This window comes from Devosia crocina (genome assembly GCF_900116545.1).
In the GTDB taxonomy this organism is placed as follows: domain Bacteria; phylum Pseudomonadota; class Alphaproteobacteria; order Rhizobiales; family Devosiaceae; genus Devosia; species Devosia crocina.
On record NZ_FPCK01000002.1, the window covers coordinates 452,564 to 467,354 of the forward strand.

The 14,791-nt window shown below is 61.4% G+C and carries 14 protein-coding genes; 5 read left to right on the top strand and 9 right to left on the bottom strand.

Going from position 1 to position 14,791, the window contains the following annotated elements:
- Positions 1–98: 98 nt before the first annotated feature.
- Together BM364_RS11805 and BM364_RS11810 are read right to left on the bottom strand one after the other, a co-directional pair.
- Complete coding sequence (locus BM364_RS11805) at positions 99–2,009, bottom strand: DUF2207 domain-containing protein (protein WP_092424807.1); 1,911 nt, start codon at positions 2,007–2,009, stop codon at positions 99–101.
- A gap of 5 nt (positions 2,010–2,014) precedes the next feature.
- Complete coding sequence (locus tag BM364_RS11810; protein ID WP_092424809.1) at positions 2,015–2,569, bottom strand: LemA family protein; 555 nt, start codon at positions 2,567–2,569, stop codon at positions 2,015–2,017.
- A 303-nt stretch (positions 2,570–2,872) separates the two neighbouring features.
- On the opposite strand from BM364_RS11810, the gene rnk reads away from it, so the two are divergent.
- A complete protein-coding gene (rnk, locus tag BM364_RS11815) occupies positions 2,873–3,280 on the top strand; it encodes a nucleoside diphosphate kinase regulator (protein ID WP_092424811.1) in 408 nt (135 codons plus the stop codon).
- 99 nt (positions 3,281–3,379) lie between these two features.
- Here rnk and BM364_RS11820 read toward each other — a convergent pair whose 3' ends face one another.
- The 4 genes from BM364_RS11820 to BM364_RS11835 all read right to left on the bottom strand — a co-directional run bounded on the left by BM364_RS11820 (position 3,380) and on the right by BM364_RS11835 (position 6,221).
- Positions 3,380–4,303, bottom strand: coding sequence for a glycine--tRNA ligase subunit alpha (locus tag BM364_RS11820; protein WP_244542856.1), 924 nt, complete (start codon positions 4,301–4,303; stop codon positions 3,380–3,382).
- A gap of 112 nt (positions 4,304–4,415) precedes the next feature.
- Positions 4,416–4,655, bottom strand: coding sequence for a hypothetical protein (locus tag BM364_RS11825; protein ID WP_092424815.1), 240 nt, complete (start codon positions 4,653–4,655; stop codon positions 4,416–4,418).
- Between the two features lie 12 nt (positions 4,656–4,667).
- On the bottom strand, positions 4,668–5,510 hold the full coding sequence (locus tag BM364_RS11830) for a S49 family peptidase (protein ID WP_092425337.1): 843 nt from the start codon (positions 5,508–5,510) through the stop codon (positions 4,668–4,670).
- A 45-nt stretch (positions 5,511–5,555) separates the two neighbouring features.
- Positions 5,556–6,221, bottom strand: coding sequence for a tRNA1(Val) (adenine(37)-N6)-methyltransferase (locus BM364_RS11835; protein WP_175528581.1), 666 nt, complete (start codon positions 6,219–6,221; stop codon positions 5,556–5,558).
- 210 nt (positions 6,222–6,431) lie between these two features.
- On the opposite strand from BM364_RS11835, the gene BM364_RS11840 reads away from it, so the two are divergent.
- The gene (locus BM364_RS11840) at positions 6,432–7,451 is read left to right on the top strand and encodes a polyprenyl synthetase family protein (RefSeq protein WP_092424819.1); all 1,020 of its coding nucleotides are present in this window, start codon (positions 6,432–6,434) and stop codon (positions 7,449–7,451) included.
- A 72-nt stretch (positions 7,452–7,523) separates the two neighbouring features.
- On the opposite strand, the gene BM364_RS11845 is transcribed toward BM364_RS11840, so the two are convergent.
- The 3 genes from BM364_RS11845 to BM364_RS11855 all read right to left on the bottom strand — a co-directional run bounded on the left by BM364_RS11845 (position 7,524) and on the right by BM364_RS11855 (position 11,873).
- Positions 7,524–8,399 (bottom strand): 4-(cytidine 5'-diphospho)-2-C-methyl-D-erythritol kinase, encoded by an 876-nt coding sequence (locus tag BM364_RS11845; protein WP_092424821.1) that lies wholly within the window; start codon positions 8,397–8,399, stop codon positions 7,524–7,526.
- 7 nt (positions 8,400–8,406) lie between these two features.
- Complete coding sequence (locus BM364_RS11850) at positions 8,407–10,131, bottom strand: tetratricopeptide repeat protein (protein WP_139232579.1); 1,725 nt, start codon at positions 10,129–10,131, stop codon at positions 8,407–8,409.
- Positions 10,132–10,226: 95 nt separating this feature from the next.
- Positions 10,227–11,873 (bottom strand): electron transfer flavoprotein-ubiquinone oxidoreductase, encoded by a 1,647-nt coding sequence (locus BM364_RS11855; protein ID WP_092424825.1) that lies wholly within the window; start codon positions 11,871–11,873, stop codon positions 10,227–10,229.
- A 63-nt stretch (positions 11,874–11,936) separates the two neighbouring features.
- Between BM364_RS11855 and BM364_RS11860 the strand changes: the two genes are divergently transcribed.
- From BM364_RS11860 to moaB, 3 genes are all read left to right on the top strand, one after another.
- Positions 11,937–12,758, top strand: coding sequence for a uracil-DNA glycosylase (locus BM364_RS11860; RefSeq protein ID WP_092424827.1), 822 nt, complete (start codon positions 11,937–11,939; stop codon positions 12,756–12,758).
- A gap of 148 nt (positions 12,759–12,906) precedes the next feature.
- Complete coding sequence (locus tag BM364_RS11865; RefSeq protein WP_092424829.1) at positions 12,907–14,238, top strand: MFS transporter; 1,332 nt, start codon at positions 12,907–12,909, stop codon at positions 14,236–14,238.
- Positions 14,216–14,752, top strand: a complete 537-nt coding sequence (gene moaB, locus BM364_RS11870; RefSeq protein WP_092424831.1) for a molybdenum cofactor biosynthesis protein B — start codon at positions 14,216–14,218, stop codon at positions 14,750–14,752. Before BM364_RS11865 ends, moaB begins: the two co-directional genes overlap by 23 nt.
- Positions 14,753–14,791 lie beyond the last annotated feature (39 nt).

Here is a 14,791-nt window from a genome sequence, read left to right on the forward strand (position 1 = left end):
TTGGGGCAACCGGAATGAAAGGCGTCAGGGTGATTAGCGTGGCAGGGCTAGCCTGTCCACAGAGGGTGCGGGTTTGGCGGCGATTTTGGCTGCTGGGTCTACCACCCGCCTCCCCCGCCGCCGCCACCGCCACCGCCCGAAAAGCCGCCGCCCCCACCGCCTATGCTGCTGGACCCGGACGAACTGGCCTGAACAGGCTGAGCCGCGATCATCGCAGCGGCCATGCCCGAAGACGCCGCACTGACCGTGCTTGTGATATTGCCAGCGGAAAAATTGCGTCCCGAATACCAGCGGGGATTATAATCTGTGCCCACCCGGTCAGCGACGGCATTGCGCGACAGCTCGCCTTCGAAGTGTTCGGTCCAGGGCTTTTCAACGCCCAGGGCGATGGCATAGGGCAAAATGCGCTCGAACCTGTCGACCGTCATCGGCGGCTCGCCTGAGATGTTGAGCCGGTTCTTTTCGGCCGTGTCGAGATAGAGCTTGAAGCCATCGATCTCATCCATGACCTTGCGCCCCTGAATGGTCGGAGCGCGCATGAGCACGGCAAAGATCACGCTGATCAGGATCAGTGAAGCGGCGGCCAGGGCTGCGGAATTGACCGTCAACGAAGAGAAGATTTCGAGCATGCCGCCGCCGGAATTGAAGGCAACGACGACGACCCAGATCAGCACGATGAAGAGGCGCAAGCCGCCTTTGCTGAGCGCGGAAAAGATCAGCGAGCCGATTACGGCGGCAAAGATGCCACCCACGAAGGCAGCAAACAGCCAGAAGATTTCGAGCACGTCGAAAGACACCATCGCCCCTATCATGACAAAGGCGAGCAGGAAACTGACGACCACGAAGCCGAAATTGTGGTTGAACCAGACCTTGCGGTTTTCCCGCTCGATCGCGGCAGTGAATTCACCGCGCTTGCTGTTGAGCTTGGGCCCGGTGGATTTATCGACAGTGACCGTGCCTTCACCCTCAAGATAGCGGAAGATCACCTCTTCGCCGACGGGAAGGCTGGTTTGAGGTGATTTGCCGGTCGTTTTTACCGAAAGCGCGTCGCCGGAATTGCTGATGGCAACGAGCCCGCGCACACCTAGATTGAAGATGGCGGCGGTGAACGCTGTCCAGCCGCTTTGCTGAAATCCCCAGCTGTGGACGAAGTGGGTCAGCGCCGGTGAGAAATCCTTGGGTGGATGGAACAGGGGAATGATCGTGCCCTTTGGCGGATCACGACCGACATGCCACCATGCGGTCATGTTATAGGCGAGCAGAATCAGCACCGAGAAGACGGGGAGCCAGATTTCCCTGAGGTCCGAAGCCGATTGCAGCAACGCATCCAACCCTTCGGGATAGGCGATAACGCCCTTTTCAAACGAGACGGCAAAGGTCATCCCCTCGCCTGCGTCCAGGATGCGCTGGGTCCGAAAGCTCGCCTCGGTGTCCGACGTCCGGGTGACGCTCACCGCCTGCTCTGTGGAACCGGGCGCGCCAGTATAGGCCGAGAGCTTGGTAATGGTGGCGCCTTGCGGCAGCGTGACACGCGCTACCGAGCGCAGGATCGGAAAATTCCAGTAATTGCCGGTGGCGTTCCAGTAAAGTTCGTCATGTTCCTCGAAGGGGCGCGCCATGCGGGCCATGGTATAGGTGATGACGTAGCGATGGTCGCCCGCGCCGATGAACCCTCTGGAATCACCAATCCAGATGCGCTGGAAATTGCCCATGCGCTCGACGCGGTATGCTTCTGGTGCGCCGTTGCGCGTCACCGAGTGCACATCGAAGTCCACCCGGATCTTGTTGCCTGAAGGGCCCAGCAGCACAGTCGGTATGTCACGATAGATGCCGCGCCGGATCTCGATCATCTCGGACCTGACATCGACGGTTTCAACGACGGCGACCGATCCATCCACCCGCAACGTTACATCGCTGGCAAAGGACAGGATTTCTTCGCGCGCCTGCGTCGGCAAGGCCAGCACAAGCACAACAAGGGCGGCAAGCAGAAAGCGGACGGCAAAGGGCATCTGGATCAGAACTTTACGTTCGGAACCTGGCGGTCGGACGGGTTCTCAAGCTCGAAATATTGTGCCTTGGTGAATTTGAATGTGTTCGCCACGACATTGGAGGGGAAGGACTCCACCTGGATGTTGAGGTTGCGCACAGCCCCGTTGTAGTAGCGGCGCGACATCTGGATCTCGTCTTCTACGCTTTGCAGCGCCTCCTGAAACTCGAGGAATGTCGTATTGGCCTTGAGGTCCGGATAAGCTTCGGCGGTGGCGATCAGCCGACCTAGAGCTGAAGACAATTGCCCTTCGGCGGCGGCACGCTGTTCCGGTGTTCCGTTGGTGGCTGCGGTCGCTGCGGCGCGGGCATTGGTGACGGCCTCGAGCGTTTCGCGCTCATGGCTCATATAGCCTGTGACGGTTTCCATCAGGTTGGGGATGACGTCCGTGCGGCGCTTGAGCTGCACATCGATGCCGGACCATCCTTCCTGCACCATCTGCCGCTTCGAGACGAGGCTGTTGTAGATGATGATGGCATAACCGGCAGCCGCAACCACCAGTGCCAGGATGAGCCATTCCATTGCGCATTCCCTCAAGGCTTTCGGCCGGACACTGGCAGTTTGCCCTGTAGTTTGCAACGGGCGGCGGGGAGCGGGGTTGACTTCGGCGCGCCAATCCCTAGCTTTTGAGTCATGAACAAGCGCCCGAGCCATAACAGCACCTTCATCCCCGAAGGATCGATGCCCTAGGCATGCTCACGCCGGAGCCTGCTTAGGGGCTCAAGGCCGATCGCGCTCTGCGATCACGGCGACTTTCATTTTCCCTCGACGACATGATGCCTTGCGCCCCGCGTGAGGCATGCTCTTTTTTGCATTGGACACACCATGACCGAAATCCGGCGCGACCTGACGCCTCCCCTCACTCTGACCCAATCGGACCACCGCACGCTCCAAGCGCTGGGCGAAGCGGGTCTCGACCGCAATCCGGATCTGGCCGAGGTGTTGCTGACCGAACTGGACCGCGCCAAGGTCGTTGCCGATGACAAGTTGCCTGCAGGTGTGGTCCGCATGGGCTCGCGCGTCAGCTACGAGACAGCGACGGGTCAGGAACAGACAGTGACACTGGTTTACCCTGTGAACGCAGATATCGAGCAGGGCCGTATTTCGGTGATGACGCCGATCGGGGTGGCGCTGATCGGGCTCAAGACCGGCCAGTCCATCACCTGGCGCGACCGGGCCGACAAGCGGCACAAGTTGACGGTCGTTTCGGTAGAAGCGCCAGAGTTGGTTTAGCAGCCAACCAATGCTGCGGTCCGTCCGGGTGCCCATCCGTTCTCTGGGTGGATCCCCCGGACACACCGGGCGATGGTTATGAGGGTGCGATAACGGCGCTTACTCGGCGCCGCCACCCGCCGTCTGCAACCAGGCTTCGCCGCACGCCTTGGCCAATTCGCGGATGCGCAGGATATAGCTCTGCCGCTCGGTGACCGAGATCACGCCGCGCGCATCGAGCATGTTGAAATTATGCGACGCCTTGACGACCTGCTCATAGGCGGGAATAGCCATAGTCTGGCGGTTGCCAGCGGCGCCCTTGGCCAGGATCGCGCGACATTCCTTTTCCGCGTCTTCGAAGTGGCGGAACAGGATTTCGGTGTCCGCCGCCTCGAAATTGTACTTGGACGATTCCTGCTCGTTTTGCAGGAATACATCCCCATAAGTCACCTTATCAGCGCCTTCGCGACCATTGAAATTGAGGTCGTAGACGTTCTCAACCCCCTGGACATACATGGCGAGACGTTCGAGCCCGTAGGTGATTTCGCCCGGAACCGGCGAGCATTCGAAGCCGGCGACCTGCTGGAAGTAGGTGAACTGGCTCACTTCCATGCCATCGCACCAGCATTCCCAGCCCAGTCCCCAGGCGCCCAAGGTGGGGCTTTCCCAATCGTCCTCGACAAAGCGCACGTCGTGAACCGATTGATCGAGCCCGATGGCGGCGAGCGAGTCGAGATAGAGCTGCTGGATATTGTCCGGCGACGGCTTGAGGATCACCTGGAACTGATAATAGTGCTGCAGGCGATTTGGGTTTTCGCCATAGCGGCCATCATTTGGCCGGCGCGAGGGCTGCACATAGGCAGCCTTCCATGGCTTGGGTCCGAGGGCGCGCAGCGTGGTCGCGGTATGGAACGTGCCCGCGCCCATCTGCATGTCATAGGGCTGAAGAACCACACAACCCTGCTCCGCCCAGAAATTCTGCAGCGTCAGGATCAGACCCTGGAAGGAATTCTTCGGGTCCATGTGAGCGGGTCGAGTGGTCATGGCAAAGTCCTGCAAAGATGCGGGACAAACCTCTAGTTTGACCGCCCCCAACGGTCAATGGCTGTGTGGCCCAAGGCGGTTGCCTACGTTAGGTGCACTGGGGGAACAGTGCCTACTTGCCTGATCGATCCTTCGGTTCAGGCCGATCCCCCGGCCGGAACGTGCCGTCGTCGTCGCGCTTGAGGTCGATGACGTCGGGGCGCTGGCGCTCCTCGAGGTCGCGCTGGCGGCGCAGGAGCTTGGCGTCCTCCGCGTCCCGATCGAATTTCCTGGTCCAGTCCTTCCAGATGCGGCGGATGCCGAAATAGACGGCAAGGCCGATCACGATGATAAGAAGAATGCGCAGGAACATGGCGGAACCGGATCAGAGCCCAAGGCGCGCCCAATAGGCGCGATCTTCAAGCGTTGTGGCAAGCCCTTCGGCAGCGCTCTGGGCTGAAAAACCGAAGCGGGGAAGAGCGAAGAAGGGGCGCTTGGGCGCAATTGGTTTGAGGGAGACATCCTGCCCGTAGCGGTCGCGCAGCACCTGATGCATGTCGCCCACCGCGTCCACCAGACCCAATTCCACACCGCGCAGACCCGGCCACCATTCGCCGGTGAACAGCACATCGTCTTCGGCACGCAGGCGGCCCCGGCGGTGGCGTTTGACGTGGTCGATGAACACCTCGTGGATGTCGAGTTCAAAGCGCTTGATGCGCTCTACGTCATCTTGCTTTTCGGGCAAAAACGGGTCGAGCGTCGACTTGTTACGCCCGGCAGTATGGACGCGCCGTTCGACACCGAGCTTTTCGAGCGCCCCGACAAAGCCAAAGCCCGCCATGATGACGCCGATCGAGCCCACAATGGAGGATGGGTCAACGAAGATCTCGTCGCCAGCAACGGCGATGAAATAGCCGCCCGAAGCCGCAGCATCTTCCACAAAGATCAGGACAGGCTTGTTTTTCTCGTTTGCCAACTGGCGGATACGGTTGGAAATCAGCCGGCTTTGCACGGGCGAACCGCCGGGCGAGTTGACGACGATGGCAACAGCAGGTGCCGAGCGCATGGCAAAAGCGCGCCTGAGCAGGGGATCGACCGATTCTATGTTGAGCCGGCCAGGCCGCTGTTCGGCGCTAATCACGCCATAAAGGCGCACAACGGGAATGACGGTGGTCCGGCGGAAGAGGCGGCTCAACCAATTGCCTTTGGATGCGGTCAGATCGGCCATGTCCTCTCCCATGATTATCGCTGATTTAGGCATGACCGACGCCAATTACCAGACAAGGGCAGCTTGCCCACGGAAAATGGCGTCAAATTCAGGCGCAAAACTGCGGCCCGACTGTTCGTGCAGGGCTCGCGTGGCCAAAAGCGTCAACGGTGTCCTTGACCCCTTGATGCCGCGGACGAGCACACGGCTGGCAGCCTGTCCGGCCCGCGGCGCGAGCGGGAGTACCGTCAATGCACCGAACCGTCCCTCCATGGCCCCCAGAATGTCGGCAAGGCCACTTGCCGGATAAACGATGGTAAAGTCTCCGCCTCCAGCAGCGGCGCCTGCCGCACAGCGCACCCAACCATCTAGGGCTTCGCGCCCCATGTGCCTTGCGTCAGCGCGGCTTGCTTGAGGCGCAAGCGTTCCCTGACCTGCGCCGAAAAACGGGGGATTGGCGATGACGCTTCGATAGTTGTTTTCCCTCAGCCCTGCTGCGCGTCGGGTGATACCGGACGCAAGAATATCAAGGCAGAGGATTTCGCAGCGTGCGGCAAAGCCGTTCTCGACAGCGTTGCGCCGAGCCATCTCAGCCGTTTCTTCGTGACGCTCGAGCAGCGTGGTCGACTGCGCCCGGTCGAGGGCCAGGGCCACAAGCCCAGCCGTGCCCACTCCGGCCCCGAGATCGAGCAGGCTAGAGGTGTGCTCGGGCACCGAGGCACCCAGCAACACGCTATCAAGCCCCGCGCGAAAGCCGTGCCGAGGTTGCGACAGAGTGATCCGCCCGGCCAAAAAGGCATCGCGCGTTGTGGTTTGGTGTTTTACAAAGTCGCTTGGCTGGTCTAGGGACATCGCACCCTGAAGGCTGGTTCTGCGCGAGCTTACATGCGCTGATATAGCAGGCTCAACCGATTTGCCGCCGCGCGGCAAACGAGGACGGTAATGGCGGTCTCTGTTCTGACCCAGAAGAAAAGCATGCCGGAAGGCAACGCAGTCGACAAACTCCTGGCGGCCACCGCCGAGGAAATGGACGGGGTCAATCGTCTGATCCTGAGCAGGGCCGAATCGCATGTCGACATGGTGCCCGAACTTGCGCGCTATCTGATCGAAAGCGGCGGCAAGCGCTTGCGCCCGATGCTCACCGTGGCGGCTGCGCTGTTGTTTGGCAAAGGTGCAGGGAACGAGGTCAACTTCGCCGCTGCCGTCGAATTCATGCACAATGCTACGCTGCTGCATGACGATGTGGTGGACGAAAGCGACATGCGTCGCGGCAAGCCGGCAGCCCGCATGGTCTGGGGCAACAAGGCCTCCATTCTGGTCGGCGATTTCCTGCTCGGTCAGGCCTTCATGATGATGGTGGAAACCGGCGATATCGAAGCGCTTGGCGTTCTGTCTTCGGCATCTGCCGTAATGGCGGAAGGCGAGGTATTCCAGCTTGCCAAGACGGGTGACCTGACCACCACCGAAGCGGACTATACCGAGGTCATCCGCGCCAAGACAGCGATCCTCTTCAAGGCCGCCTGCGAAGTGGGCGCCATGTCGGGTGGAGCCGATGGTGAAGGCCGCGCCGCACTTGCCCAATACGGGCTTGAACTCGGCAATGCCTTCCAGCTCGTCGATGACGCGCTCGATTATGGTGGCAGTTCAGGCGCGCTGGGCAAGAATGTCGGCGACGATCTGCGGGAGGGCAAGATGACCTTGCCCGTAATCCTGGCGCTGGCCGAGGGCAGCGAGGCGGAACGCGCAACTATCGCCAATGCTCTCGGCAAGATCGAAGCTTCGGATCTCGAAGTCAGTCAGGTTGTCGCGATCTTCGAGCGTCATGATACGCTCAACCGGACGCTGCAAAAGGCGCGGGCCCATGCCGATGCTGCGGTCGAGGCGCTTTCCGTGCTTCCTGAAAGCGAGATGAAGACCATTCTCGCCGATGTGGTGCGGCATAGCGTCAGCCGGGCATTCTGAGCAGAGCCTTGATCAGTTCTTCGCCCTCTTCTTGGAGATGAAGAGGGCGATCTTCCTGTACGCCATGCCGGATCAGGCAGTGATAAGAGGCGCAGCCGCGACCCAATGATCGGGATTTCGTTCGCGCAGCAGCTGGGCGGCCTGGTGCGCCTGTCCTTCCGAACCAAAAAGTCCGAATACCGTCGCGCCCGAACCCGACATGCGCGCGAGGATACATCCCTGCGCCTGGGCGAGGTCGTCGATGATCTCACCGATTACCGGCACGAGCTTGATTGCCGGGGGCTGGAGATCATTGCGGGTTTCAGCGAGCCATAAGCCAAGTTGCGCCGGTCGGGTCAGTGGCTCCGGCAGCGAGGGCAGAGGATAGTTGTCGTGGGCGCGCAGCCGCCGGAAGACATCGGGGGTCGAGACCGGCACCAGGGGATTGACCAGCACGACATGGCAATTGGGGAACTGGGGCAGCGGAGAAAGAATCTCGCCGACGCCGCGCGCAACGAGCGGACGGCTCAAGAGACAAGCCGGAACATCGGCACCGAGCGTTGCAGCAAGATCGGCAAGCTCCGCAATGGGAACGGCCTGGCGCGCCATGCCGGCGAGCATACGCAGCGCCGCCGCCGCATCGGCCGAACCACCGCCGATCCCTGCCGCGACCGGCAGGTTCTTGACCAGGTGCAGCGCCAATCCCTGCGGCACCAGATCGGGCCACCGCTGCCTGAAAGCGGCCAGCGCGCGCATCACCAGATTACCGCTCCCGGAGCCGAGAGCGGCAGCGAATGGTCCCGAAATTTCAAGACGATCTTCCGCGGCCTCGCGCGCGGTCAGTTCGTCGGCGATCCCGGCAAAGACCACAAGGCTTTCAAGATCGTGGTACCCGTCTTCGCGACGGCGCGTGACATGCAGCGCCAGATTGATCTTGGCTGGCGCCGCTTCAACATATTCAAGCGTCATGCGCGGCTTAATCCGTCACGATTTCCGTTTCGGGCGTGAGACCGTCGACAAGCTTGGGCGCAACACGCTCTGCCACATTGCCGACCTCGTCGACCGAGCGGGCAACGTTCCACTGGAAACCGGCTTCGAGGCGACGCCCGGCCTTCCAATAGGCGTCTCCGAGGTGATCGTTGATCTCGGCATCATTGGGCCGCAGCATCACCGCTCGCTCCAGCGTCTCCACCGCCTCATCTATCCGGCCGAGTTTGTAGAAGGCCCAGCCAAGGGAATCGACGATATACCCGTCCTGGGGTTGCGCCTCGACAGCCTGTTCGATCATTTCGAGGGCACGTTCGAGATGCATGTCCATGTCGATCCAGCTATAGCCGAGATAGTTGAGCACGGCCGGCTGGCCTGGATTGAGATCGAGCGCCTTGAGAAAATCGGTTTCTGCTTGCGGCCACTCCTTGGCGCGTTCATAGGCGATGCCGCGAACATAATAGAATCGCCAGTCGGCAGGGGCTTCGCCGCCCGAGATCTCAAGGGCCTTGGTATAGGCATCGGCGGCTTCGGTATATTGCTCGTCATAGCGCAAGAGATCGCCGAGTACGGAGACGGCGTCGAGATCATCGGGCCGGGTCGCCACGATATTGCGCAGGCGCCGCAAGGCTTCAGCCCGATCGCCCATCGAATCAAGGTTTTGGGCGATCCGCACGACGGCCAGCGGCTTCATGGCAGAGGCAGAGGGGATCGCGTCATAAACCGCATTGGCGCTTTCGTGCTGGCCTGAGGCATCGAACAGCGACCCCACGGCAAGACCGATGACATCGGCCTGCGGATCAAGATACTGGCCAAGCCGGAGGAACACCATGGCAAGGTCGGAACTGCCGTCGCGCGAGAGCGCAACGCCCATCCCGTGGAACATTTCGGACGCGCCGATCTGCACGCTGGTGGCGAAGACGCCCGGACGGCGCCGCGCCTCCACGGACTGCTTGACCACAGTGACCAGCGGATGGGTCAGCCCGCGCTCCTCGAACGCAGCGATCACATCGGAGGCGGCTTCGAACTGCCCGTCATTGGCCAGCATGCGCGCATAGATTTCGACCATCCGAGCCACGTAAGGCTCGTTGTCATAGGCGCGCTGCGCCAGGTCCATTGCCTTGTCCCGCTGGCCGGCCACCTCGGCCATCAGTGCGCGATGGAAGACCAGGAAATCCTCGAGGCCGGTGCTGCCGAGTTCGACCATGAGGCTATCGGCTTCGGCCACCCGGCCCTCACCCACCATGGCCCAGGCGCGGAGAATACCGGCGGTGATGCCGGTGAAAGTGTCTTGCGACAGCTCACCCATGGCCCGCTCCGCTGCGCCATAACGCCGTTCCTTGACGGCCTGGGTCGCAACAACCAGCTGAGCCAGCTCATTGGTGCCGATCAACTCGATCAGACGCTTGGCGACCTGAGCGGATTGCTGCACCTGCCCATTGGCTGCGAAGGCGATAAAAGAGCGCTCGATCAGAACCGGGTTGTCCCAGTCCCCTTGCGCGGCCTCGTTGAAATAGCGCGCAGCCTCACCTGTGTGCAGTTCGCCCAGCGCTTGCCGGCCCGCAAGATAGGACCCCGTCGCGCTCGGGCGGAACAACTGCAGCATGTCGTAAATTGTGGAGCTGGCAGTTTGGGCAGACGCGGACGGCACAAGAGCGGCCGCGATCAATGCCGCAAAGAGGGGGCGAGCCAGTCGGTTGGAAAGCAGGTTCACGTTGCAGATGTCTCCCTGAGCCACGAAGGCAGGATTTGGCGGCAAAGATTGTCCGTTTTGCGACTGCGCCGCAAGGCAAAGCGCAGCGGCGACGGTCACATTCCGCTGTAGTTGGGGCCGCTCCCGCCCTCCGGGGGCACCCAGGTGATGTTCTGGGCCGGGTCCTTGATGTCGCAGGTTTTGCAATGCACGCAATTGGCAGCGTGGATGCGGAATACCGGCGCACCGCCTTCCTCGGCAACTTCATACACCCCTGCAGGGCAATAAAGCGGCGCAGGTTCGCCATAGAGCGGCAGATTTTCACCTACCGGAATGGTCGGATCGGCGAGACGGAGGTGAACCGGCTGATCTTCGTCATGCGCGAGATTGGCAAGAAAAACGGAGGAGGTCCGATCAAAGGTCAGTTTGCCATCCGCGCGTGGATAGCTGCGTCCCTTGACTTCTGCGCGTTTGCGCAGCTTGGCGAAGTCCGGCGCCCCCTGCCGTTTGAGCCGGAGGGGAGACCGGCCAAAGAGTGTGGCCGTCCACAGATCCGCGCCAATGGCTATGGAGCCCAGAACGGTTCCGAGCCGGCTCCAGAGGGGCTTGGCATTGGCGACCGATTGCAGTTCCTTGCCGATCCCCGTGCGCAATATGGTCGGCTCGAGATCTTCGAGCAGGTCCTGCTGCCGGCCTGCTTCGATGGCAGCGCCAACCGTGTCGGCCGCCCCGATCCCCGACAGGATCGCATTGTGGATGGCCTTGAGCCGCGGCGCGTTCATGAAACCGGCCGAGCAGCCGATCAGTCCACCCCCCGGAAAAGCCAAAGTGGGCATGGACTGCCACCCGCCGGCCGTCACGGCCCTTGCACCATAGCTCAGACGCGTTCCGCCTTCGAGCAGACGTGCAAGCGACGGGTGGGTCTTGAAACGCTGAAACTCGTCGAACGGAGACAAGGTGGGATCTGCATAATCGAGATAGGTGACGAGCCCGACATAGAGCTTTCGATCTTCGGCATGATAAACGAAGCCGCCACCGGCCGTATCATTGCCGAGCGGGAAGCCGAGATAGTGGTCGACCTGGCCCTCCCGGTGCTTGTCTTCCGGAACTTCCCAGATTTCCTTGATGCCGAGGCCATATTTCTGTGGCTCGCGACCGAGCGCATAGTCGCCGATGATCTGCTTGGCGAGAGAGCCCCGGGCCCCCTCGGCGATCAGGGTATATTTGGCTTCAAGGGCAATGCCCTCGGCAAAGCTCGATTTAGGATTGCCCTCGATGTCGCGGCCCAGATCTCCGGTGATGACGCCGCGCACCGGCCCTCCTTCGGATCGCAGCACATCTATGGCCGCAGTCATGGGGAAGATGTCGACGCCCAGCTCGATGGCCTGTTCCCCAAGCCATTGCACGAGACGCCCGAGGCTCGTGATGACGCCGCCTGGCGTCTTCATCTGCGGCGGCACAAGCGCGTGGGGGACCGCGAAATCGCCCTTGGCGGTCAGGTAGTGATACGTGTCGAGCATCACCTGAGGCCCGACCGGAGCACCCTTGAGGCGCCAATCTGGAATCAGGGCATCGAGCCCAACCGGGTCCATCACGGCGCCGGACAGGATATGTCCACCGATTTCGGCCGACTTTTCCACCACCGTCACAGCCAGATGCGGAAAGCGCTGCTTGAGCCTGATAGCGGCAGCAAGCCCGGATGGCCCGGCGCCGACGACGAGCACATCGGTCGAAAGCGTTTCGCGATTGCCGGCTTCTGCCATCGTTGATGCATCCTCGTGATCGGCGACTGGTCGCCTTCGCTGCGGTGTGACATAACCGGGCCCATGTCTCAAGGTCGAGAACTCAACAAGGCCGAACTGCTTGCCGTGCTGGACTGGTACCGCGCCGCCGGCGTGGATCTTGCCGTGGGTGAGGATCCTGTCGACCGTTTTGCGCAGCCTGCCTCCAGCACCGCCGCGCCATCGCCGCAGCGGCCGCAACAACAACCGGGTGGGGAAGCTCCGGCGCCGCTGCTGACCGGCACACAGGCCATTCTGGGCGATCCTACCGAGGCGCGGAAACTGGCGGCTTCCGCTGCCACGCTCGACCAATTGCGCTCGGTGCTCGAGGCCTATGACGGCTGCAGCCTCAAGTTCCGCGCAACGCAACTCGTTTTTGCCGATGGCAATCCCGAAGCCCAGATCATGCTGATCGGAGAAGCGCCGGGCGCTGAAGAGGATCGGCAGGGCAAGCCCTTTGTCGGTCGCTCTGGACAATTGCTCGACCGGATGCTCGGCGCGATAGGCCTTGATCGCACCAAGGTCTATATTGTCAACACTGTGCCCTGGCGTCCCCCCGGCAATCGCACGCCGACGCCGGAAGAGATGGAACTCTGCCTCCCCTTTCTCCATCGCCAGGCTGAACTGGTCGCGCCCAAACTCGTGCTCACCCTGGGCGGTCCTGCCATGCAGACCGTGCTGCGGACCACCGCTGGCATCATCAAGATGCGCGGCCGCTGGCAAGACGTCACTTTGGGCAATCATGAGGTCCCTGCCCTGCCCACGCTGCATCCGGCTTATCTGCTGCGCAATCCAGCCGCCAAGCAGCAGGCTTGGCATGACCTGCTCAGCCTCAAGATGCGAATGGAAGCACTGGGCCTTAGCTAGGGCGCAAGCAGCCTTCTCCGCGAAGGGAACAGGCCTAAACTTTTTGCGGTACGTACCCAAATCCGCCCTTTCCCTGAAGAGCGGTCGCGTTATGGTCATGTTCACGTGATTTGCAACGTTTCGCTGCTGACCAAAACTACCGAGCGCCATGGCTTCCGTCGTCAAGATCTACGCCCTGTTTTTGGGCTCCGCCCTTCTTATGTTCGGGGGCGGCTTGCAGGGCCTCCTGCTCTCGGTGCGCGGCGCAGAAGAAAACTTCTCGCTTCTTGCGCTTGGCCTGATCGGCACGGGCTGGTCCGTTGGCTTTGTTGCCGGCTCGATTGCCGTGCCCCTGATCGTGCGCAATGTCGGCCATATCCGGGCCTTTTCGGTGATGGCAGCAATCGGCACGGTGACGATCCTTCTTAATCTTCTTTGGATCAACGATGTCGGCTGGATCGTCCTGCGCGCCTTGTCAGGCTTTTGCTTTGCGGGCGCGGCGATGATCGTTGAAAGCTGGCTCAACGAGGTTTCCGACAACAAGAGCCGCGGCACGATCTTCTCGATCTATGTCACCATCAATCTTGCGGCCTCCACCGTAGGGCAGATGGCGATGTCGATCACCGGCACGGCGGGATATCTGCCCTTCGTCATCGGCGCCATCAGCTTCATCTGCGCCTTGATGCCACCGGCGCTGACCTCGAGCCCGCAGCCACGGCCGCTGGCCTCGGCCAAGCTCGACCTTCCATTGCTGATAAAGACCTCTCCCGTTGCCGCGGTCGCCGCGTTTTGCTGCGGTATGGCCAACGGCGCCTTCGGCACGCTCGCGCCGGTTTATGGCTATGAGCAGGGGCTCGATGCTGCCGGTATAGCCTTGCTGTTCGCCATCGCCGCGATTGCCGGTGCGGTGTCCCAGATCCCTTTCGGCCGCTTGTCGGACCGGATCGACAGGCGCCTTGTGATGATTGGCCTCGGCAGCTTTTCCGCCCTTGTCGGGGTCTTGATCGTAATCATCAACCCGGCCGCCGGGTGGGTGATGTATGTGCTTTTCGCCCTTTATGGACTTGCCGCCAATCCGCTCTATCCGATCGCTGTTGCCCATGCGAACGATTTTGCCAGCGACGGCAATTTCGCCAAGATCGCCGGTGGCATGCTGCTGATCCTGGGAATCGGCCTTGCGATCGGACCCGCCGTGGCCTCCATGCTCATGAGTTCTATCACGCCAGCGGCCCTCTTCATTGTCACCGCGCTCTTTCACGCCGTGGTGGCCGGGTTCGCCTTCCTGCGCATGCGTGTCCGCAAGAGCGTCGATGCCGCTGAGCGTGCGCCCTTCCAGCCCATGGGTAACGACAAGCAGGTTACGCCGGAATCGCTGGTGCTTGATCCGCGCGCAGATGGCGAGATGACCGACGTGGTAGTGATCCGGACCGAAGCCGCCGTGCCCGAAGAATTGATAGAAACGCTGGAAACGAGATCCGATGTTCAAAACGGAACTGCATGAAGACCGCGCCTTCAAAGCTCTCTCGATTGCCGTCATCGCCGTATCCGATACGCGGACGCTGGAAACAGATACGGGCGGCGCGCTGCTGAAATCTCTGCTTGAAGCGGATGGACATTCCTGCTTCGAGCGCCAGGTGGTGCGAGACGATATCCAGCTGATCCGCGCCGCTGTTCAGAGCTATGTCGCCCATCCGCATGTCGATGTGATCCTGACCACGGGTGGAACGGGTTTTTCGGGACGCGATGTGACCCCGGAAGCCGTCGAGCCCCTGTTCGACAAGCGCATGGAAGGCTTTTCCGTGCTCTTCCATCAGTATTCATCGACAACGGTGGGCACGAGCTCGCTGCAGTCTCGGGCAACTGCAGGGCTCATTGGGACAACCTTCGTTTTCTGCCTGCCAGGCTCGCGTGGCGCTTGCCGCGACGCTTGGGAGGGTATCCTCACCCATCAGCTCGACTACCGTCACAAGCCCTGCAACTTCGTCGAACTCATGCCGCGATTGAGCGAGCGCTGAGCGCAAAAATTCGGTGTAACGAAAAACGGCGCTCCCAAG

Bases quoted from the DNA above. Each gene is read 5' to 3' on its own strand.
- BM364_RS11805 (WP_092424807.1), bottom strand. From the start codon at position 2,009: ATGCCCTTTGCCGTCCGCTTTCTGCTTGCCGCCCTTGTTGTGCTTGTG.
- BM364_RS11810 (WP_092424809.1), bottom strand. From the start codon at position 2,569: ATGGAATGGCTCATCCTGGCACTGGTGGTTGCGGCTGCCGGTTATGCC.
- rnk (WP_092424811.1), top strand. From the start codon at position 2,873: ATGACCGAAATCCGGCGCGACCTGACGCCTCCCCTCACTCTGACCCAA.
- BM364_RS11820 (WP_244542856.1), bottom strand. From the start codon at position 4,303: ATGACCACTCGACCCGCTCACATGGACCCGAAGAATTCCTTCCAGGGT.
- BM364_RS11825 (WP_092424815.1), bottom strand. From the start codon at position 4,655: ATGTTCCTGCGCATTCTTCTTATCATCGTGATCGGCCTTGCCGTCTAT.
- BM364_RS11830 (WP_092425337.1), bottom strand. From the start codon at position 5,510: ATGGCCGATCTGACCGCATCCAAAGGCAATTGGTTGAGCCGCCTCTTC.
- BM364_RS11840 (WP_092424819.1), top strand. From the start codon at position 6,432: ATGGCGGTCTCTGTTCTGACCCAGAAGAAAAGCATGCCGGAAGGCAAC.
- BM364_RS11845 (WP_092424821.1), bottom strand. From the start codon at position 8,399: ATGACGCTTGAATATGTTGAAGCGGCGCCAGCCAAGATCAATCTGGCG.
- BM364_RS11855 (WP_092424825.1), bottom strand. From the start codon at position 11,873: ATGGCAGAAGCCGGCAATCGCGAAACGCTTTCGACCGATGTGCTCGTC.
- BM364_RS11860 (WP_092424827.1), top strand. From the start codon at position 11,937: ATGTCTCAAGGTCGAGAACTCAACAAGGCCGAACTGCTTGCCGTGCTG.
- BM364_RS11865 (WP_092424829.1), top strand. From the start codon at position 12,907: ATGGCTTCCGTCGTCAAGATCTACGCCCTGTTTTTGGGCTCCGCCCTT.
- moaB (WP_092424831.1), top strand. From the start codon at position 14,216: ATGTTCAAAACGGAACTGCATGAAGACCGCGCCTTCAAAGCTCTCTCG.